At 65.2% G+C, this 20,651-nt stretch carries 18 protein-coding genes; 6 read left to right on the top strand and 12 right to left on the bottom strand.

The window, feature by feature from the left end:
- Positions 1–19: 19 nt before the first annotated feature.
- From E3T38_RS15670 to E3T38_RS15645, 6 genes are all read right to left on the bottom strand, one after another.
- Positions 20–973 (bottom strand): ferritin-like domain-containing protein, encoded by a 954-nt coding sequence (locus tag E3T38_RS15670; RefSeq protein WP_134549032.1) that lies wholly within the window; start codon positions 971–973, stop codon positions 20–22.
- A 214-nt stretch (positions 974–1,187) separates the two neighbouring features.
- Positions 1,188–1,943: a twin-arginine translocase subunit TatC gene (gene tatC, locus E3T38_RS15665; protein WP_134549106.1), complete on the bottom strand. Its 756-nt coding sequence runs from the start codon at positions 1,941–1,943 to the stop codon at positions 1,188–1,190.
- A 48-nt stretch (positions 1,944–1,991) separates the two neighbouring features.
- The gene (gene tatA / locus E3T38_RS15660; RefSeq protein WP_134549031.1) at positions 1,992–2,288 is read right to left on the bottom strand and encodes a twin-arginine translocase TatA/TatE family subunit; all 297 of its coding nucleotides are present in this window, start codon (positions 2,286–2,288) and stop codon (positions 1,992–1,994) included.
- 129 nt (positions 2,289–2,417) lie between these two features.
- A complete protein-coding gene (locus E3T38_RS15655; RefSeq protein ID WP_134549030.1) occupies positions 2,418–4,058 on the bottom strand; it encodes an FAD-dependent oxidoreductase in 1,641 nt (546 codons plus the stop codon).
- Positions 4,051–6,171: a molybdopterin oxidoreductase family protein gene (locus E3T38_RS15650; protein WP_241984514.1), complete on the bottom strand. Its 2,121-nt coding sequence runs from the start codon at positions 6,169–6,171 to the stop codon at positions 4,051–4,053. The genes E3T38_RS15655 and E3T38_RS15650 overlap by 8 nt, the downstream gene beginning before the upstream one ends.
- 52 nt (positions 6,172–6,223) lie before the next feature.
- The gene (locus tag E3T38_RS15645) at positions 6,224–7,636 is read right to left on the bottom strand and encodes an MFS transporter (protein WP_134549028.1); all 1,413 of its coding nucleotides are present in this window, start codon (positions 7,634–7,636) and stop codon (positions 6,224–6,226) included.
- A gap of 278 nt (positions 7,637–7,914) precedes the next feature.
- On the opposite strand from E3T38_RS15645, the gene E3T38_RS15640 reads away from it, so the two are divergent.
- On the top strand, positions 7,915–8,721 hold the full coding sequence (locus tag E3T38_RS15640) for an RNase H family protein (RefSeq protein WP_134549027.1): 807 nt from the start codon (positions 7,915–7,917) through the stop codon (positions 8,719–8,721).
- Positions 8,722–8,788: 67 nt separating this feature from the next.
- On the opposite strand, the gene E3T38_RS15635 is transcribed toward E3T38_RS15640, so the two are convergent.
- Together E3T38_RS15635 and E3T38_RS15630 are read right to left on the bottom strand one after the other, a co-directional pair.
- Complete coding sequence (locus E3T38_RS15635) at positions 8,789–10,027, bottom strand: exonuclease domain-containing protein (protein WP_134549026.1); 1,239 nt, start codon at positions 10,025–10,027, stop codon at positions 8,789–8,791.
- Positions 10,028–10,130: 103 nt separating this feature from the next.
- A complete protein-coding gene (locus E3T38_RS15630) occupies positions 10,131–11,591 on the bottom strand; it encodes a sugar porter family MFS transporter (protein WP_134549025.1) in 1,461 nt (486 codons plus the stop codon).
- Between the two features lie 289 nt (positions 11,592–11,880).
- Between E3T38_RS15630 and E3T38_RS15625 the strand changes: the two genes are divergently transcribed.
- Entirely contained in the window at positions 11,881–12,801 is a 921-nt protein-coding gene (locus E3T38_RS15625; protein ID WP_134549024.1) for an oxygenase MpaB family protein, read from the top strand.
- A gap of 152 nt (positions 12,802–12,953) precedes the next feature.
- Here E3T38_RS15625 and E3T38_RS15620 read toward each other — a convergent pair whose 3' ends face one another.
- Together E3T38_RS15620 and E3T38_RS15615 are read right to left on the bottom strand one after the other, a co-directional pair.
- Positions 12,954–14,237, bottom strand: a complete 1,284-nt coding sequence (locus tag E3T38_RS15620) for a M18 family aminopeptidase (RefSeq protein WP_134549023.1) — start codon at positions 14,235–14,237, stop codon at positions 12,954–12,956.
- 50 nt (positions 14,238–14,287) lie between these two features.
- On the bottom strand, positions 14,288–15,022 hold the full coding sequence (locus tag E3T38_RS15615) for a hypothetical protein (RefSeq protein ID WP_104196674.1): 735 nt from the start codon (positions 15,020–15,022) through the stop codon (positions 14,288–14,290).
- A gap of 213 nt (positions 15,023–15,235) precedes the next feature.
- Between E3T38_RS15615 and E3T38_RS15610 the strand changes: the two genes are divergently transcribed.
- The 4 genes from E3T38_RS15610 to E3T38_RS15595 all read left to right on the top strand — a co-directional run bounded on the left by E3T38_RS15610 (position 15,236) and on the right by E3T38_RS15595 (position 19,846).
- Positions 15,236–17,377 carry an ATP-dependent DNA helicase RecQ gene (locus tag E3T38_RS15610; protein WP_134549022.1) on the top strand — a complete coding sequence of 714 codons (2,142 nt, stop codon included), beginning with the start codon at positions 15,236–15,238 and terminating at the stop codon, positions 17,375–17,377.
- Between the two features lie 143 nt (positions 17,378–17,520).
- Positions 17,521–18,309 (top strand): amino acid ABC transporter substrate-binding protein, encoded by a 789-nt coding sequence (locus tag E3T38_RS15605; RefSeq protein ID WP_134549021.1) that lies wholly within the window; start codon positions 17,521–17,523, stop codon positions 18,307–18,309.
- 12 nt (positions 18,310–18,321) lie between these two features.
- Entirely contained in the window at positions 18,322–18,990 is a 669-nt protein-coding gene (locus E3T38_RS15600; protein WP_134549020.1) for an amino acid ABC transporter permease, read from the top strand.
- Positions 18,977–19,846, top strand: a complete 870-nt coding sequence (locus E3T38_RS15595) for an amino acid ABC transporter ATP-binding protein (protein ID WP_134549019.1) — start codon at positions 18,977–18,979, stop codon at positions 19,844–19,846. The genes E3T38_RS15600 and E3T38_RS15595 overlap by 14 nt, the downstream gene beginning before the upstream one ends.
- Positions 19,847–19,871: 25 nt before the next feature.
- Here the strand turns inward: E3T38_RS15595 and E3T38_RS17225 are convergent, their stop codons facing one another.
- Positions 19,872–20,012 carry a hypothetical protein gene (locus E3T38_RS17225; RefSeq protein WP_241984513.1) on the bottom strand — a complete coding sequence of 47 codons (141 nt, stop codon included), beginning with the start codon at positions 20,010–20,012 and terminating at the stop codon, positions 19,872–19,874.
- 152 nt (positions 20,013–20,164) lie between these two features.
- Positions 20,165–20,431 (bottom strand): hypothetical protein, encoded by a 267-nt coding sequence (locus E3T38_RS15585; RefSeq protein WP_241984512.1) that lies wholly within the window; start codon positions 20,429–20,431, stop codon positions 20,165–20,167.
- Positions 20,432–20,651: the final 220 nt, after the last annotated feature.

The following is a 20,651-nucleotide window of genomic DNA, read 5'->3' as shown; positions in this document are numbered from 1 at the left end:
GCCAGGGGATCGCTGTTGCCTAGCCGTTGGCCCCGCTGGTGTTGATGACGCCGTTCACACCGGCCGGGAAGAACCCGCCCGACTTCACGGGCGCCGCATTGAGGTACGCGATGTTGAGCACCTGCGCGGCGCTGCGGCTGTAGACCAGGCCGTTGGCGTCGGTTGGCACGAGGTTCGACATCGACGCGGTGCCAATGCCCTGATCGAGGTCGGTCGGACCGTCGACGGCGTCGCGCAGATCGGAGATCTTCTGCACGGTCGTGTACACCGAGGGAAGCGCGATGCCGAGTGCGTACAGCGTGCTGCGGATGACGCCGGCGTGATAGGCCTCGACCGCGAGCAGCCCGGCGGCCGCTTCGAGGAATGTCTTGTTCGTGATCAGCGGCGCGGCGCCCTTGTACGCGGTGACTCCGACATCCTCGAAGATGAACGCCCCGAAGAGGAAGTTCGCCTCATTGGCGTACACGTCGAATTTCTGACCGGGCTTGACCAGGCCGGCCGCCTGGGCAGCAGCCGTGAAGCTCGCGTCGAGGTTGATCTTGGGACGAGACACCTTTGCGCTGCCCAGGGCGGACCGCAGGAAGGCCACGTGGGCCTTCTCGTCGGCGGCGATTTCATCGGCGTACTTCTTGATGATTGCGGTCTTGAAGTGCACCATACGACCACCGGTCACACCGCCGCGCGTGCCGGTTCCCGTCGTCATGCTGTCGGGGAGCCCACGGCCGGTTGTTGCCCGCAGGTAGAACTCGGCCTCGAGGTATTCGAGGTTGAGGGCGAAGTTCAAAATGGCCGAATCGCTCGGCGCCTCTGCCGGGCCGGTGGATTCGGCGGCCAGCGCCGGGCCGCCGGTAGCGAGCACCGCTGCTCCTACACCGAAGCCCGCCACGCCCGCCGCACGTAGAAAGTTTCGGCGATCCGACGAATTCTCCGCGCTGCGATTAATGGCATTAGTGATAAAACCCTGATCAAACATTCCAGTTCTCCTGACGGTAAGTGAACGTTCCGGGTATGGGTCAGTAACACCGGTAACGTACCCTCGGAATTCAATTCCGTGCAAGGGCGAACGAAGGTTGTAAGCAAACGATAAGAATCATTCTCACTTTTGTGCATGAGTAAGTGTGTGCGCTTTTTGGGCGCGACTTAAATGTGTAGTCTCGGTGAAATCATCGAGTCGGAGCGATCGCAGGTTAGAGCAGCAGGCCGTCTGCACCAACTCGTGGCACACGGCGGGCGACCCGGCGGTCGTGAAGTAGTGCAATCCCGTAAGCGGTGAAGTACAGCACGACCATCGGCACGGCGAGCAGGAACATGGACACGACGTCGGCTGCCGGCGTCGCGATGGCGGTGAACAGGATGATCACCAGAATGGCCAGGCGCCAGGATTTGATGATGGATTTGGCGCTGATCACCCCGGCAAAGTTCAGCAGCACAATAAATACCGGCAGCACGAACGCGATCCCGATGGCGATCATCAGTTTGAGCACGAAGTCGAAGTAGTTTCCCGCATTGATCAGTGCGGCGTCCTGCTGCGGCGCGAAACTCGTCATGAGTTCAACCACGTGCGGCAACACGTACCAGCCCGACGCGCACCCGATCAGGAACAGCGGCACAGCGGAAAAAAAGAACCCGAACGTGTATTGCTTCTCTCTGCGCGTGAGGCCGGGTGTCAGAAAAGCAAAGACCTGATACAGCCACATCGGGCTCGAAACGATCAGTCCGACGTAGAAGGAGATGCGCAGTTTGAGGTCGAAAGCGCTCGTGATATCCGGGTAATTGATCTGGGCGTTGCGGTTCTGGGCGCGCACAATGGCGTAGATCGGCTCGCGCAGACCATCCCAGACGAAGCCGGAAAGAAACCAGCCGGCGATGGCACCGATGAGGATGCCCGCAGCAGCGAGAAAGAGTCGCTTGCGCAGCTCGAGCAGATGCTGCCCAAGCGACATCTTTTTCTTGGCGGGCGCGGTGCGCACGCCCTCCACCACCACGATTGCCTAGGCTTTCGGGTTCGGCGTGCTGCTCGGGTCGGCGCGAGCACCATCGGCGCGAGAATTGTCGGCGCGGGTACCATCGGCGCGAGCATTGTCGGCGCGGGTACCATCGGCGCGAGCACTGTCGGCCGAACTATCGGGCGTGCCGTCGTCGGTGCGTTCCGGGGTGATCTCGCTCTTGAATATCTTCATGGACTGACCGAGACTGCGGGCGAGCCCCGGCAGTTTCGGTGCTCCGAACAACAGCAGGATCACGACGAGAATTATCAGGAAATGCCATCCGGTCAGGTTGCTGAGCATGCGAATTCTCCCTCGAGTGAGTCGGTCGACCAGCAGTGTAACGGTCTCAGCGGGGATAAAACCGGGTAAACCTCATTTATTCTTCCCGTATCGGGTATTTCCGCACTTCCGCAAACAGAATTCACGCTGTCAGTACGTCGCCCCAAACGTTGCGAAGCGTTCGAGAACCTCGCCGATGCGCATTTTGCACCCGCCGCATCCGGTGCCGGCTCGGGTCGCTGCTCCGATACAGGCGACACTCGTGTTGCCGACCTCGGCTGATTCGGCAATGGCACCCACTGTGACGCCGTTGCACCAGCACACCGTCGCGCCCGAGTCGAAGGCGCCGCCGACCGAGGGCTCGTAGTCCGGCCCGTCGTAGCGCAGCAGCACTGAGCGGTCAGCCGGTAGTTCGCTGCCGCGCTCGAACAGTAGCGTCAGTTCGGCGGCGGTGCGCGGCATACCGACGCAGATGAAGCCCTCGAGAATCCCCTCGCGGGTGACCATCTTCACATAGCGGCCGTGCTCGGGATCAGCCCACTGCGACACGTACAACGACGCTGCGTCACACGCGGCGGCATGACCATCGGCCCCACGATCCCACGGGTCGGCTGCGGTGTTGCCGACCGACACAACCTCAATGCCCTCAGCTTTCAGCATCACCACGGCCGACGCCGCACCGATCAGGGCATGGACCTCCCCCGTGCCCAGCACCTCGTTGCTGAACCGCCGGGCGAGCCAGTCGGCCTGGCGCCAGCCCGGCCCGATCAGACCGCTCGGGCCGCCGGTCGGAAGCGCCGTCGACTCACCGGCACGGCGGGCAGGTGCCACGTGGGCGCAGTCGCCGATCGCGTAGACGCGCGGATCGCCCCAGCTCTGCAGGTTCGAATCAACCAGGATTCCGGTCGAAACCGGCAGCCCGGCCAGCTGTGCCAGCTCGGTTCGAGCGCCGACTCCGCACGAAAGCAGCAGCAGGTCGCCGTGGATCTGCTTGCCGTCGGCGCAGATAAGAGCGTCGAACCGATCTACGCCGTCGTCATCCTGGTGAAAGAGCAGGCTCTCAGCGCGGGAATGATTGACCATGGTCACGCCCGCCCGTCGGGCGCTCTGCGCCAGTACGCTGCCGCCGCCGCGGTCGAGGTTACGGTTCATGGGAATTTCCCCGTGGTAGACGACGCAGGCCTGCGCCCCGGCCGAAGCCGCGGCGAGCGCGATCTCCATGCCGAGCACGCCAGCGCCGAGCACGACGATGCGCTTGCCTGCGGTCACGGCCGCGAGTACCCGCTGCGCATCATCGAGGTCACGCAGCACGGTGACCCCGCGTGGAAGTGTGGCGCCGCCGGTATCGAGGGCAGCGGCATCCGCTGCCGGCATCTGCCGGTCACGATGCACCCGGATGATCCCATCCAGGGTGGGAATGTTGGCGCGGGCGCCGGTGGCGAGCACGAGCCGGTCATAGGTCAGCAGGGTGCCGTCGCTGAGCGATACAGCAGAGCGGCTGCGCAAAATCGCGGTGACGCTCACGCCGAGGTGCAGGTGGACACCGGCCTCGCGGGCGGCGAAGGTGTCGGTGATCTCGAGGCTGTCACGGTCGGCGTTGCCGACTGCGTGTTCGGCGATCAGCACGCGGTTGTAGGCGTCGGTGTTTTCGGCTCCGACCACGGTCAACGTAGCAGCGCCCCGGCGCACGAGCGGCAGGAGTTCTTCGACGAAGCGGGCCCCGACCGGACCGTAACCGACGAGCACGATGCGCTCAGGGTTGTGCGTTTGTGAGGTGCCTCGTTCAGACATTGGCGCCTGCTTTCACGAGTGCACGCACCCGAACGGTTGTCTTCTTGAACTCGGGCATGCCGCTCACCGGATCGGTCTCGTCGTCGGTCAGCAGGTTCGCGCGCTGGTCGCCACTAAAGTGAAACGGCAGAAAGACCGTATCAAAGCGCATGTCGGTGCTCACCTGTGCGCGGCAGCGCACCGTACCGCGGTCGTTGCTGACCTCGACCCAGGCCTCGTCACTGATTCCAAGCTGCTCGGCGGTGGCCGGGTGGAGCTGCAGTCGGGCCTCCGGCTGGGCGTCGGAAAGCTCCCGCACCCGCCGGGTCTGGGTGCCGCTCTGGTAATGCTCGAGCAGCCGGCCCGTGATGAGCGTCAGGGAGCCACCGACCTGGGCCGGCGCGCCGAGGCGTCGCGCCTCGACAACTACGAGGCGAGCCAGGCCGCCGGGGTGGGCGAAGCGGTCCAGAAACAGTCGCGGCGTACCAGTCGACCCGACCGGGTAGGGCCAGAACGCCGGTTCCTCGGTATCGAGCAGGGCATAGCTGAGGCCCGAGTAGTCGGCGAGTCCGCCCTTCGACGCCCGGCAGAGTTCGTCGAACACCTCGCTCGCCTGGGAGCTGAAGGTTCCGGCCGAGTCGAGGCGTCGCGCGAGCTCCTGCCAGATCCACAGTTCGCTGCGTACGCCCTCCGGCGCATCGACAGCTAGCCGGCGACGGATGACGCGGCCCTCGAGCGAGGTCATCGTGCCCTCTTCCTCGGCCCACTGCGTGACCGGCAGCACGACGTCGGCGAGCACCGCGGTGTCGGAGAAGAAGAAGTCGGCGACCACCAGAAAGTCGAGGGTTTTCAGGGCGGCCCGCACCCGCTCGGCGTTGGGCGCGGAGACGACGATGTTGGAGCCGTGCACGAGAAGACAGCGGATCCCGCCCGGCTCCCCCAGCGCGCCGAGAAGCTCGACCGCGGGCAGGCCAACGCCGGGCAGGCTGTCGGGATCGACCCCCCACACCCCGGCGACGTGCGTGCGAGCGGCGGGATCGTTGATCCTACGGTAGCCGGGCAGCTGGTCGCTCTTCTGCCCGTGCTCGCGACCGCCCTGACCGTTGCCCTGGCCGGTGAGGGTGCCGTAGCCGGAGTGCGTGGTTCCGACGAGGCCGAGTACGAGGCTCAGGTTGATGGCGGCAGTGGCCGTGTCGGTGCCGTCGGCGTGCTGCTCAACACCGCGCCCGGTGAGGATATACGTTCCGCTGCCGGTCGCGGCCCCCCGTGCCGCACCGGCCGCGAGACGGCGGGCCAGCTCCCGCAGCTGCCAGACCGGAACGCCGATCTGTTCCTGCACTCTGGTCGGCCACCAGCGGCTCACGCTGCGGCGCACCGCGTCAAACCCCGTGGTGCGATTGGCGAGGTAGTCCCGGTCGGCAAGTTTCTCGGCGATGACGATGTGGGTCAGGCCGAGTAGCAGCACGAGGTCGCCGCCCGGGGTGGGCTGCACGTGCATTCCCGCGCCATCGTCGGTGAGCCGCGCTGTCGCTGTGCGGCGCGGGTCGATGACCACGAGGCCCCCGGCGGCGCGAGCACCCTCGAGGTGACCAATGAACGGCGGCATGGTCTGGGCCACGTTGGAGCCGAGAATCAAAATGGTGTCGGCCGTGTCGAGGTCGTCAACCCGAAACGGCAGGCCTCGGTCCAGTCCGAAGGCCCGGTTGCCGGCCGCGGCGGCACTGGACATGCAGAACCGGCCGTTGTAATCGATGCGGCTGGAGCCAAGCGCCACCCGGGTGAACTTGCCGAGCTGGTAGGCCTTCTCGTTGGTGAGGCCGCCGCCGCCGAACACGCCGACCGCGTCGGCCCCGTACTCAGCCCGGGTGACGCGCAGTTTCGCGGCAACGAGGTCGAGCGCGTCGCTCCAGGAGGCCGGTTCGAAGGTGCCAGCAGCCTGCCGCACCATTGGTTCGAGGATGCGGTCTGGCGAGACGAGCAGTTCGGCGGCGGTCCAGCCCTTCTTGCACAGGCCGCCCCGGTTGGTCGGGAACGCCCGGCCGGTCACCGTCAAGGAGGCGGCCGGGGCGGCCGGTGAAGCGGACGCGGCGACATCCGCTTCACCCGGCGTCGTTTCACCGGGACTGAGGTTCATGGCGCACTGCAGGGCACAGTACGGGCAGTGCGTGGCGGTGGGCAACGGGCGCCTAGATCTTCTGGCCGGCGACGGACGAACCGCGGCGTAGGTAGACGAAAGCGGTGACGCACATCATGACGACGTAGGCGATAGCGAAGGCGTAGATCGCGCTTGAGTAGTCGCCGGTGGTGGTCTTGGAGAAGCCGAGCACCTGCGGAATGATGAACCCGCCGTAGGCGCCGACGGCGGAGATGAGGCCGAGGGCCGCGGCGCTCTTGCGCTGGGTAGGGACGTCACCCGAATTCTCGTGGGCGTCTTTCACCCCGCTGCGCGCCGAGAACACGCTCGGGATCATGCGATACGTCGATCCGTTGCCAATGCCGGTGGCAACGAAGATGAGCAGAAAGCTGCCGAGGAAAGCCCAGAAGTTACCGAGCGGCAGCACAGCCGCGACCACGAGGGCGCCGGCGCCCATTACGCCGAAGGCTGCAACGGTGACGAATGCCCCGCCGAAGCGATCGGCCAGGCGTCCGCCGGCCGGCCGGGCCAGCGACCCGACGAGGGCACCGATGAACGCGAGGGAGAGCGACGCTGAAGCGACCTGAAAGGTGGAATAGGCCGGGAACTGGTCGGCGATGAGCTTGGGGAACACGCTCGCGAAGCCGATAAAGGAGCCGAAGGTACCGATGTAGAGCACGGCCAGAATCCAGAAATGTGGTTCTTTCACCGCGGCGATGGAACCGGCGAAGTCGGCTTTGGCGTTGGTGATGTTGTCCATATACTTCCAGGCGCCCCACATGGCGAGGAGGATGAATGGAATCCAGAACCAGCCGGCGAGGCTGATGTTGAGCGTGCCGACGGCGCCGAGGGTGATCACGATCGGCACGATGAGCTGGGCCATCGCAGCGCCGAGGTTGCCGCCCGCAGCATTCAAACCGAGCGCGTAGCCCTTCTGGCTCTGCGGGTAGAAGTAGGTGATGTTTGACATCGAGCTGGCGAAGTTTCCGCCGCCGAAACCGGCGAGGGCCGCGACGAATAGCATGACACTGAACGGGGTATCCGGGTTGCCGACGCAGAAGCCCAGGGCGATGGAGGGGATCAGCAGCAGGCCAGCCGAAACGATGGTCCAGTTGCGGCCACCGAATTTGGGCACCATGAACGTGTAGGGAAAACGCAGGGTGGCGCCGACGAGGCTCGGCATCGAGATGAGCCAGAACACCTCGGCGGTCGAGTAGGTGAAGCCGACCGCCGGTAACGACACGACGACGATGCTCCAGAGCTGCCAGATGGCGAAGCCCAGGAACTCGGCCAAGATCGACCATTTGAGGTTGCGAGCGGCGATGAGCTTGCCGCCCTGTTCCCACTGCTTCGTGTTCTCGGGGTTCCACTTGTCGATCCACCCACCGGGACGGTGCACCAGCACCGCGTCGTCGATCGTGGATGCGGTGTGGCCGAGCGCTGATACCACTGTGCTGGATGTCATCGAAGTCCTCCTCGGGATTGGAATGAAACGGCGGTGCAAAAATCTGCAGGCAGCCGGGGCGACTTCCCTGCTTCGACGTTAGCCAGCGCGTGTTTCCGACAACGCTGGCACCGGTTACCTTTCGATCACCAGATGATCACACGCCGTTCGAGGGGGTGTTGGGGCGCTGTTACACGACGGACACAATCGGCGCTCTGGCCCAGCAATACAGGTACCGGATGCCGGGGGTGGCAGACTGGTAGACCCGCGCCCGCGCATCCGCTGTTTGAAAGGCCCACATGACAATCACCGCCGCCGCCGACGGTTCTGCCCTCGGGAACCCCGGACCAGCCGGTTGGGCCTGGTACGTCGACGACTCCTGCTGGGCCGCCGGTGGGTGGAAGCACGCCACCAACAACCAAGGCGAATTGAAGGCCGTGCTCGAACTATTTCGTGCCACCGCGCACATCGACGACGACCTGCTCGTGCTGTGCGACAGCCAGTACGTGATCAACTCCGTCACCAAGTGGATGAAGGGTTGGAAGGCCAAGGGCTGGCGTAAGGGTGACGGCAAACCGGTAATGAATCTCGACCTGCTCCAAGAGATCGACGAGGTTATCGCCGGGCGTCGGTACCGATTCGAGTGGGTGAAGGGACACGTGGGGCATCCGCTCAACGAGGCCGCCGACGAGCGGGCGCGCGGCGCGGCCGAGGCGTTTCAGCGCGGCCGGCCGGCCCCGGCCGGACCCGGTTTTGCCGGGCGGAAATCAGAAGCTCAACCGGTTGGACGGGCGAGCGCTGCGGCATCCGGTGGGCTGCGTACCGCGGGATCGCCGACTGCGTCGACCCTGAGCACTGGCCGAATCACTGAACGGGCGGTCGCCTTCGCCCACGACGAACTATTCTCGTTTGACGATATTGGCGACGATGTCGGCGAGGATCGCCGTGATCTCATCGATCCGAACAGCCCCGACGCCAGGCGCAGCGGCGATGAGTTGCACCAGGTGACGCTCTCGCTCAGCGCCGAGGAGCATCGGCGTCTAATTTCGCGGTCAGAACAGCGCGGCGAGACCGTCGAGGATTACCTGCGCGGCCTGATCATCTAGCCGACGCTGCCCACCGGTCCGCTCGCCGACCCGTGTCGACGTCTAAACAATGCGGCCCCCGGCCCGGTCAGCGCACTCCGATAAGAGACCGCAGGCCGAATTCGGAGACGATCGGAATGCCGTAGTCGCGGGCCTTCCCGGTCTTGCCGGTGATCGACGCGGGGTTGGCGGCAACGAGCAGGCGCGTGCGCAGGGTGACCGCCGTGCCCAGGGACAGACCCCGAGCAACCAGTTCTCGGCCCCAGTCGGAACGGGCCCTGGCCATATCACCGGTGAGCACGACGATGTCGCCCTGTTCCAGCAGCACACTGTCGATCGAGGCGAGTGGCAGCTGCACCACCGAGGCGGGTGCTGCCAGTGCGGCGGCAACGATTTTCGGAGCGACATCGAGCATGCGGGCGACCGCGATCAGGTCGGCAGAATCTGCGACGCTGAGGGCGCCGTTCAACCAGGCAACCTGCACGAGGTCCTCAAAATAGCGGCGATGCAGTGCGATGCCCTCGGCGACCGTTACACCGCTGAATTCTGCCAAAACCCGAAGTTCACGTGTTTCCTGCGGCGAGAGAACATGATCGAGCAGGCACAAATCGAGCAGGGCGAGGTAGTCGAGATGTTCTTCGGGACCGGTGTAGTCGGGGAGTTTTACAGCCGCGCGGGCCAGGAAGCTCGGTGCCGGTGCTTCGTCGCCCGGCGTTGACGGGTCGCGCTGCACCCACTCTGCGTCGGTGGCAGCGGTGATTCTCGGCCAGGCGGATCGCTCGGCACGGTCAAGAGCGTTGTTCCACGGCGTGACGAGGGGCGAACCCTGCACGTAGGCGGCGAGAAGACTCGCGCAGGCCACGGCCTGCACCAGGGCCCCCGGTCCGGGCTCGATTTCAATGTCATAGGCGGCGCAGCAATCGACCAGCAGCCGACCAGCGCCGGGCAAATAGGTGCGGGCCAGGTGCATGGTGCAGACGGCCTCGAGTCCGCGGCCGGGGGCATAACCCATCAGCTCGAACTCGCGCATGAGAAATCCGGTGACGAACTGGGCATTGTGCGTCACCAATACCCGGCCCCGGAGCAGGTCGACCAGGCGCGGTGCAATCTGCTCGAACGTCGGCGCGCGCAGGAGTTCGGCGGTGCTGACGCCGTGGTTCGCCACGTCCCCGGCGTTGCTCCCCGGGTTCACAACGGTTTGCCAACGCGCAGCAATGCGACCGCCCACGTCGAGGTGCACCACAGCGACCTCGACGACCCGATCCCGTTGATACGGGAACAGTCCGGTAGTTTTCAAACTTATAACGGCGTATCCACGTTCGGGCATGGCCACACTCCACAATCTTGTCCTGTGAAGTTATCCACAAACCGGCCGAATCGCGACAACCCGTTCGGGGGCTTGTGGGTATCGCCAAATACTGCTTAGATGCCTACTTGACGGAAGCGGCCTTCCGTGCTGAGTTCTTCGGCGGGAGCAGAGTGTCAGCCTCCTCCAGCGACATTCCATTGGTTTCGGGCACCTTGCGCAGCACGAACCAGAATGATAGTCCGGCGAACAGGGCATACAGGGCATAGGTGATCGGTAGGGAGGCATCCGCCATCGGCGGAAAGCTGACCGTGATCAAGAAGTTCGCGATCCATTGCGCGGCGGCAGCCAGCCCGAGGGCCTTGGCACGAATCGAGTTGGGGAACATCTCGCCGAGGAGCACCCATACAACCGGGCCCCAGGAAGCTCCGAATGAGATCACGAACAGGTTTGCGGCAACGAGCGCGATCGGCGCCCAGGCACCCGGCAGGCTGAGCGCGCCGTCGACTGTGACCGACTGGCTGAACGCCGCCGCCATTGTTGCCAGCGACACCGTCATGCCGATGGAGCCGGCCAACAGGATCGGTCGTCGGCCGATCCGGTCGACCAGGGCGATCGCCACCAGGGTGACCAGAATGTTGGTGACCGAGGTGATCACCGAGATGGTCAGCGAATTGGATTCCTCGAAGCCGACCGCGCTCCAGAGGGTGGTCGAATAGTAGAAGATCACGTTGATGCCGACGAACTGCTGGAACACCGACAAGATGATGCCGACCCAGACAATCGGCTTGAGACCGAAGGCACTGCCGCGCAGAGACCCCGCCTTCTGTGACCGCGCATCGACCTCGATCGAGCGACGCATGTCGCGAATCTCCCGGTCGACGTCCCCGCTCGGCCAGAGCCGGGTGAACACGGCGCGGGCATCCGCTTCTTTGTCTTTGAGAATGAGGAAACGCGGGGATTCTGGAAGGACGAACGCGATACCGCCGTACACGACGGCCGGCACGGCGCCGACGAGGAACATCCAGCGCCAGGCTTCCAGCCCGAACCAGAACTCACCGGCTGCTCCGCCAGCACCCTCGGCGAACATGGCGTCGGAAAGCAGCGCGGTGAAGATGCCCAGCGTGATCGCAAGCTGTTGCAGGGAGCCGAGTCGTCCGCGCATGTGCCGCGGTGAAATTTCGGCGATATAAGCCGGTGCGACAACGGACGCGAGGCCGATACCGAGCCCGCCGATGATTCGCCAGATGATCAGGTCGACGACGCCGAACGCGAAACCTGAGCCGATCGAGCTGACCAGAAAGACCACGCCGCCGACCACCATCATGGGGATGCGTCCGTAGCGGTCGGCGAAGCGACCGCCGAAGAACGCACCGGCCGCGGCGCCGAGCAGCGCGCAGGCCACCGCGAAACCGGTAAGGGTAGCGTTCAGTCCGAATTCCTGCTGCACCGCGTTGACGGCCCCGTTGATGACCGAAGAGTCGAACCCGAACAGAAATCCGCCGAGGGCGCCGGCGACGGCCAACACGATGACTTTTCTGTTCGATCCGGGTGCCAGGTCAGTTGCCTTCGTGGACGCGTTCATCGTGCTGGGTATCGATTGCTCACCTGATCAGCCTACTTCGGGTGTCCGCGGATGCCGCGCCGAGCAGTCGAATAAACCGGTGTGCGTCAGTTTCGAACCGGCGTACAAGCGTCGGAGGACCTGCTTTCCGCGCAGCCGAAACGGAATTCATCATCCGTTCAGCCGTCGCGAACGGCGCACCCCGTGGACCCGGACAGCTGACGTCTCCGCGCGTCATATGCGATGATGACCCGCTAGCCCGGCAGCCGCTTACGGCAGTCGTCCAGCGAGGCGGGGCTACCATCCGGATATGGGCAGATTCACGGATAGCTGGCGCTCGCATCTCTTAGTGACCCTCTCGGGGAACAGCGAGGGGCGACCGAAATGGGTCGGCCAGATTGCCACGGGAGACAACGCTGGCTTCTTCGGCCCGGGAAGTGCTGTCTGGACCGTGCATGGTGGCATGGCAACCATGGTCGCCGGCATTCGCGCTCTCCTCATGCAGACCCTGCATCCGGGCGCTATGGCCGGCGTGCACGACTGGTCGCGGTACCACGAAGACCCGCTCGGCCGCCTCTCCGGCACCATCCAATGGCTCATCACGGTCACCTTCGCCGATACCGTTGTCGCTGAGCGGGAATCGGGACGGGTCGCACACTTTCACGACCGGGTGATCGGCACCTATCTCGATGCTCGAGGCGAGGAACGGCCCTATGCCGCCGACGACCCCGAGCTTCTGTCGTGGGTACACGTCGTCTTCACCGACGCTTTTCTGCAATCCCACCTGCTGTGGGGCACAGCTATTCCCGGTGGCGCCGATCGTTACGTCGACGAATGGGCGACTGCCGGCGAGCTCGTCGGCGTGCGGAATGCCCCGCATTCGGCGGCCGAGCTTGCCGCGCAGCTCGAAGCCTTTCGCAGTGCCGGAACGCTCAAGAGCGACGCCCGCGTGGCCGAAGCGGTACGGTTCATCCGTTACCCACCACTCAGCCGCGGGATGCTGCCGTTCTACCGCATCATGTTCGCCGGCGCCGTCGCGTCGATCCCCCGCGAGTATCGCGACATGCTCGGCCTGAAACGATCACTCCTGCCCACGATCTGGGGAACCCGACTGGTCCTCGGTGTCGTGCGCGCTCTGCTTGGCCCCTCGTCGACCTCAGAGGATGCCGCTCGGACGCGGCTCGCGCGCATCGCCGCAACGAAACAACTGGAGCACCCTAGCGCGCCGTAACTCCACCGGTCACGCGACCGACAGAGCGTTCTGCCCGCGCTGGGCGCGACGCCGCACTCCCAGCAGCAGAATCACCGTGATGGCGAACGCGGCGCTCAGATGCAGCAGGGCAACGACGGTGCGCGGTCGCCGAGGGCGGGGCCCTGCACGGATCAGACTTCGGGTGCGAAGAAAACCGCGGTCGCTGCTGCGAGCGACTGCGGATCGTTGACGTGGCACATTTCCCGGGCCGAGTGCATCGACAGAAGCGGCACGCCGACATCCACGACCCGGATGCCCAACCGGGTCGCCGTCAGCGGCCCGATGGTCGAACCGCAGGGAACGGTGTTGTTCGAGACGAACTCCTGATACTCCACGTTCGCCCGGGCACAGGTGCGCGCCCAGAGGGCCGCGCCATGGGCATCCGTCGCATAGCGCTGGTTGGCATTGATTTTCAGTAACGGGCCGCCGCCGAGAATGGGCTGGTTGGCCGGATCGTGGCGCTCGGGGTAGTTCGGGTGCACGGCATGGCCGGCGTCAGCGGAGAGGCACCACGATTCGGCGTAGGCCTGCAGCCGCTCCGACCCGGTCGCGCCGAGGCCGTGACCGATGCGGGTCAGAATGTCGTCCAGAAACGGCCCGCTGGCGCCGGAGCGGGACTGCGAACCGAGCTCTTCGTGGTCGAAGGCGGCGAGCACATTGATCGAGTCCCCCGTTGTCAGGCGGCTGGTCGCGATGAGCGCGTGCAGGCCCGCATAGACCGACGAGAGATTGTCGAGACGGCCGGCGGCGAACAGTTTGTCGCCGAGGCCGAAGGTGGCCGGCGGGTTGGTGTCGGCGGTGAGAATGTCGTAACCGGCGATATCCGCTGCCCGAAGCCCGGCCAGGCCCGCCAGGTGGGCTACCAGGTCTGCCTCGGATGCCTCGCCGACGCCGAAGACGGGCGTGAGGTGGCGTTGCCGGTCGAGGGTCAGGCCATTGTTCACGTCGCGGTCGAGGTGCACGGCGAGTTGTGGAATGCGCAAAAACGGTCCGGTACGCACGAGGTGCTCGATACCCTGCCGGGTGACCAGCCGACCGGCGAGTTCAAGCTCGCGATCAAGCCACGAGTTCTGCAGCGGCCCGCCGTAGACCTCGACTCCCGCCTGCAGCCAGCCGTGTGAGCTGATGGTGGGTTTGGGCTTGAGCTTGAAACCCGGGGAGTCGGTGTGGGCGCCGAGAATGCGAAACGGTGTCGTCGGCTCGGCCCCGGCCGGCTGCGACCAGGCGATGACAGCGCCGTCACGCACGACGTAGTATCCAGCGGCCTCGTCGATCGTCCAATTCTCCGGCTCATCCAGCCGGATGAAGCCGGCCGCGTGCAGCCGCCGGGCTACTTCTGCAGCGGCGTGGTACGACGACGGTGACGCTTGCAGAAAGGCGGAAAAATCGGCGATGTAGTCGAGTGTTGCATCCATTCATCCATCCAACCACCCGCGCGGGGGCAGCGGATGCCGCGGGCGTGCTCCTACTCGGCGGGCGCGTCGGCCTGCAACGCAGCGCGCGCGAAAGCGGCGCCGCCGACGGTGACCGTGCCGCGGTCGCCGTGCCACGCTTCGGTCTGCTCGAACACTCCGAGTCGGTCGAGCAGGCGCCATTTCGTGTCGACGAGGTGCCAGACCGACTGCGTCGTCGGTTCCTGGCCGTCGAACTGTACCCAGCCGAGCGAACCGAGCGAGCGCGACAGGGTTGTGAGGTAGTCCTCGCGTCGCGCCAGGCCGCGGGTCGCAACGAACAACAGCAACAGACGGGTGGCGTCACCCACGGCCGGTGTGCGGCTGTGGTGAATGGTGCTGGCAAGGTACCACCAGAGTTCGCGGGGGGTGCCGGAGAGGGAGCGACCCTTCTTGGTGAGCACGAGCGTCCCCTTGCTGACCCGCAGCAGCCCGACGTCGCGCAGGTGGCCGCGCAGTTCCTGCAACGGACGCAGGTGCGCCTCGCGGTTCACGCTGATCGGCCAGCCCCAGTCGAGCTCGGCCGATGCTTCAAGGACGACCGAAGGCGGCAGGTTTCCCGCCTTGGTCAAACGGATGCCGTCGGCCCCGACCCGGGTCAGGATCCACTGCGCCGGGGCCACCATGCGGGCCATGGCCCGCTCCTGCAGCAGGATCGGATCTTTCACCCGAGCCTGCCCGATGAGTCGGCGAAAACCGACAACGGCCTGTTCCGGCAGCCGCGTTTCGATCTCCTGAATCACGTTCACCCACCGAGCCTACTGAGCGATCCCGCTCGAAGGTGGCGAATACCCTGCGACACGCGCTGCAGACCCAGCCCGCGCCGCCATGCGCCCAGAAAGTTCCACATGTACGTTGTGGAGTAACGGCGTTTCGGTGAGTTGCGCCAGGCGAGTCGACCAGCGATCAGTATCGCGAGAATATGGGACGGTGTTGTCGGTGGCATCTGGCACCCTTGAAGGATGACCGACACCCGCGAATCCGCTCTCGCCATTCTGCGCACCCTGGTAGGGCGAGCCGACGCCGACTTCCATGACGGACAATTCGAGGCCATCGAAACCCTGGTCGACGACCGACGCCGCGCGCTTGTGGTGCAGCGCACCGGGTGGGGCAAATCGGCCGTGTACTTTGTAGCGACCCTGCTGCTGCGACGCCAGGGCGCTGGCCCGACCATTTTGGTCTCGCCGCTGCTCGCCCTGATGCGTGACCAGGTCGCCGCCGCGGCCCGTGCCGGGGTGCGGGCGGTGTCGATTAACTCATCGAACGCGCACGAGTGGAACGATGTGCGACTCCTGCTTGACGCCGACGAGGTCGACGTGCTGTTGGTGTCGCCCGAACGACTGAACAATCCCTCTTTCCGCGATGAGCAGCTGCCCGCCCTGATTTCCCGGGTTGGACTGCTCGTGGTCGATGAGGCGCACTGCATCTCCGACTGGGGCCATGATTTTCGACCGGACTACCGCCGCCTGCGCGACCTGATCGCCCAGATGCCGGCCGGCGTGCCCGTGCTCGCCACCACGGCCACCGCCAACAGCCGCGTCGTGCAGGATGTCGCGGAGCAGGTTGGCATGGTCGCCACCGGCTTCGATGGCGCCGTCGCCAAAACCGCTGAAGTCGTCACCATTCGCGGTCCGCTCGCCCGCTCGTCGCTGCGGCTCGGTGTGCTGCGCCTGCCCGATTCGCGGGCGCGCCTCGCCTGGCTGCTCAGCCACCTCGGCGACCTGCCCGGCAGCGGCATCATCTATACCCTCACCGTGGCGGCTGCCGAAGACACCGCCCGGCTGCTGCGGGAGGCCGGTCACGCCGTGCGCGCCTACACCGGCCAGACGGACACGGCCGAACGCGAAGAATCCGAGGAGTTGCTCAAGACCAACCAGGTCAAAGCCCTCATCGCCACGAGCGCCCTCGGAATGGGATTCGACAAACCCGACCTTGGCTTCGTCCTGCACCTGGGCGCGCCGTCCTCCCCCGTTGCCTACTACCAGCAGGTTGGTCGCGCCGGCCGTGCCACCGCCTCGGCCGACGTATTGCTGCTGCCCGGCGCCGAAGATGAGGCCATCTGGCATTATTTCGCCACCGCCTCAATGCCCAATCAGGCCAAGGCCCTCGCTGTGGTCGGCGCACTCGAAGCCGCCGGCGCACCCCTATCCACCCCGGCGCTCGAGGCCCGGGTCGACCTCAAGCGCACCCCGCTCGAGCTGCTGCTCAAGGTACTCGACGTCGACGGCGCGGTGCACCGGGTCAAAGGCGGTTGGCAGTCCACTGGGCAGCCCTGGGTCTACGACAAGGAGCGTTACGAACGCATCGCTGCCGCCCGGCTCGGTGAGCAGCAGGCCATGCTCGAATTCGAAACCACCAGTGGATGCCGCATGGAGTTTCTGCAGCGCGCCCTCGACGATGAGACTGCGGTGGCGTGCGGTCGTTGTGATAATTGCCAGGGCGCCTGGTACCCGAGGGATGTGGCCGAGGGAGCCGTGGCGACGGCCACGCAATCGCTCGATCGAGTCGGCGTCGCCATCGATGTGCGTGCGCAGTGGCCCACCGGCATGAGCAGCCTCGGCGTCGCGGCCTCCGGCAAGATTGCGCTCGGCGAACGCGCCGAGCCCGGCCGCGCGCTGGCCCGCCTGACCGACCTCGGCTGGGGTGGCCCGCTGCGGGACCTATTCGACGCCCAGGCAGCGGATGCCGCCGCCCCACCGGCCCTTCTGGCCGCCTGTGTGCGGGTGCTCGCCGAGTGGGGGTGGGCAGAGCGTCCGGCAGCCATCGTCTCGATGCCGTCGCGACGGCATCCACTCCTCATCGATTCGGTGGCACGATCGTTATCCGACGTCGGTCGGTTGCCCCTGCTCGGCGCCTTGGACTGGGTGAACGGAGGCCCCACCGGGGAGCCGGGCGGCAACAGCGCCTACCGGCTATCCAGCGTGTGGGACCGCTTCGCTGTTGGCGCCGAGCTGGCTGAGGCACTCGCTGCGTTCGACGGCCGCCCCATTTTACTGATCGACGATCTCGCCGACAGCCGGTGGACCGTGACCGTGGCAAGTCGGGTGCTGCGACGGCACGGAGCATCGGCAGTGCTCCCATTCGCCCTGGCCCTGCGTTCGTAGCCCTTATATTGGACGTAGCCGGAATAACTGCGCCTTGCAGCTCCTTGGCAACCTACAGAAGGCGCTACTCGCGACTTCCGCACACTCCGGGGCAGCACCAACACGACTCGCGCTCCCCATCTAGCTCGTTAGGCGTACTTTTTATGAAGCTCAGACTCTTTCCGGCTGCCCTGCTCAGTGTCGTTGCCCTCGCCCTCACCGGCTGCTCCGCGCCGAGCGCCACCGATGAGTCGCTGAGCAGTGTGCTCGACTCGGGCACCCTCACGATCGGCACCGAGGGTACCTATCGGCCGTTCTCGTTCCATGAAGGCGGTTCGGGCGAACTCACTGGCTACGATGTCGAGGTGGCGCGAGCTGTCGCCGCCGAGCTCGGCGTCGACGCCGTGTTCGAAGAAACCCAGTGGGATGCCATTTTCGCCGGCCTCACCGCCGGCCGCTGGAACATGATCGCCAATCAGGTCTCGATCACCCCGGAACGCGTGGGCTCGTACGAGTTCTCCACGCCCTACACCTACTCCACCGGCGTCATCGTCGTTCCCGCCGACAATACGTCGATCACGTCGTTCGCCAGCCTCAAGGGCCTCACCACGGCGCAGTCGCTGACCAGCAACTGGAACACGCTGGCCACCGAGAGCGGCGCGACCGTCGAAGCCGTCGAGGGCTGGGCCCAATCGGTCACCCTGGTCGAGCAGGGTCGAGTGGATGCCACGGTCAACGACAAACTGACCTTCCTCGATTACCAGAAGTCCACCGGCGCCGACAACCTGAAAATCGCCGCCGAGACGACGGAACGTTCGGAGAGTGCCTTCGCCTTCGCGAAAGACGGCACCGCGCTGGCCGAGGCCGTGAGCGGTGCGCTCGCGACCCTCACCGCCGACGGAACGCTCGCCGAGCTCTCCGACAAGTACTTCGGCGCCGACGTCAGCCAATAGCTCGATTATTCGATGATTCAGCCTGATTGGGAGTTGTTCGTCGGCTCGCTCTGGCCACTGCTGGACGGCGCGGTGCGGGGCACGATTCCCCTTGCCCTGACGTCGTTCGCGATCGGCCTCGTACTCGCTCTCGTTCTCGCTCTCATGCGGTTATCGGCGAAGCGTTGGGTGTCGGGCATCGCTCGCGGCTATATCTCGATCGTGCGCGGCACGCCGCTGCTCGTGCAGCTGTTCGTGATCTTCTACGGACTGCCGTCGATCGGCGTGACCATCGAGCCATGGCCAAGCGCTGTAATCGCCTTCTCCATCAACGTCGGCGGTTATGCCGCCGAAGTCATCCGCGCAGCGATTCTTTCCGTGCCGAAGGGCCAGTGGGAAGCCGCCTATATGATCGGCATGTCCCACCGTCGGGCCCTCGCCCGCATTATCCTGCCGCAGGCTGCCCGTGTTTCGGTGCCGCCCCTGTCGAATACGTTCATCAGCCTGGTCAAGGACACCTCACTCGCCTCCCTGATTCTGGTCACCGACCTATTCCGTGAGGCGCAACAGATCACGGCCTTCAGTCAAAAATTCATGCTGATCTACCTCGAAGCAGCCCTCATCTACTGGGTCATCTGCCTGGTGCTGTCCACCGGGCAGAGTTTTCTTGAGAAGCGATTGGACCGCTATGTCGCCCGCTGATCCCCCCACGACGACCGGCCAAACAGATGATGCGGCATCCGCCGCCCTGCTCCGCGTGCGCGGGCTGCAGAAGAGTTTCGGCAGCAATCGGGTGCTGGAATCGGTCGACCTCACCGTAGGCCGCGGCCGGGTGCTGGCCCTGATCGGTCCGTCCGGCTCCGGTAAGACCACAATTTTGCGGTGCCTGAACGGACTGGAGCTTCCCGACGGCGGCACCATCGAGGTCGCCGCTGCAGGAATTGTTGACCGGGCTGGTGGCGGCACCACTACCGGCAGGGGCCCCGCGTCGTCCGCGTCGGTGACCATTGACTTCGCCGCGAAGACCTCGCCGAAAGCGCTCGGCGCCCTGCGTGACAGGTCGGCCATGGTCTTTCAGCACTACAACCTGTTTCCGCATAAGACCGTGTTGCAGAACGTGATCGAAGGACCGGTCATCGTGCAACGCCGCCCGATCGCCGAGGTTACGGCCGAGGCGCTCGCCCTTCTCGCACGGGTCGGCCTGACAGACAAGCAGGGCAGCTTTCCGTTTGAACTCTCCGGCGGCCAGCAGCAGCGGGTCGGCATTGTGCGGGCCCTCGCGCTGCGCCCGCAGCTGCTCTTATTTGACGAGCCGACCTCGGCCCTCGATCCGGAGCTCGTGGGCGATGTGCTGCGCCTGATCAAGGAGCTGGCCGACGAAGGCTGGAGCATGGTCATCGTCACGCATGAACTCGAATTCGCCCGCGAGGTCGCGCATGAGATCGCCTTCGTGGACGGCGGCGTCATCGTCGAGCATGGCGAGCCGAAACAGTTGCTGCGGCACCCGCAGCAGGAACGCACCCGCCAGTTTTTGCACCGGCTGCTCCACCCGTTCTAGGGTGTAACAGCCGGCACGGAAAGAACTACGGGTGTGGCGTGATGATCACGACGGTGATGCGGTCAAGGCCGGGGCCGTAGTGCCAGTAGATGCGGCCGGCGGTCGGCGTGCGATGTTCGATATACGAGTCCCAGACCGCCTCTCCCTTCTTTCCAGCTAGCGACACGTATCTGTGCGAGCGCAATGCGGGATCGTCGGGGTTGAGCTGCAGCCGTCCGAGAGCAGTACGGACCCGCTTCAGTCGACCGACCAGTTGAGGTTTCGTTTCGAGGATGGATAATCCAGACGCCGCTTCCCTTGTGAGTAAGAGCGTAAAGCTCATGACTGGGGCTCGGCGGGAGCGGCCGACTCATCGACCGCGTGCTCCTCACCGGCAAACCGGGTAAAGTCGCCACCCTCGCTGGTGTCTTCCTTGCTGCTGTGTTCGAGGCCGCGCACCAGTGCGGCACGGATGCCTTCGTCGTCCCAGACCAGAAGCTCACGACGCGGGATCGACACGAGCGGGGTCAGGAGAATCTCACCCTCGGCGTTCACTGCTACGGCATACCGGTCGTCGCGGTGCACACCCGCTTTGCCGAAAGCCATTCTCGAACGCTCATCGGCACACACCTCGCCCATCGGAATGAAATCCGATTTGAGTTCCGTCGTCTTCTTCAGTTCCACCATCGTCTTCACCCGATCACTTGGTGGCCCGCACCAGCCCGAGTAAATCACCGAGACCGATCCATGCCTGTCTGAAAGTGAGATTACCCCATATTCACATGTGGGTAAACCCCTAATCAAAAGATCACGACTTAGTTTGGTG

Source organism: Cryobacterium sp. Hb1 (assembly GCF_004403585.1).
Taxonomy (GTDB): domain Bacteria; phylum Actinomycetota; class Actinomycetes; order Actinomycetales; family Microbacteriaceae; genus Cryobacterium; species Cryobacterium lyxosi.
The sequence above is the reverse complement of the archived record's forward strand: the minus strand, read 5'-3'. Positions and strand labels throughout refer to the sequence as shown.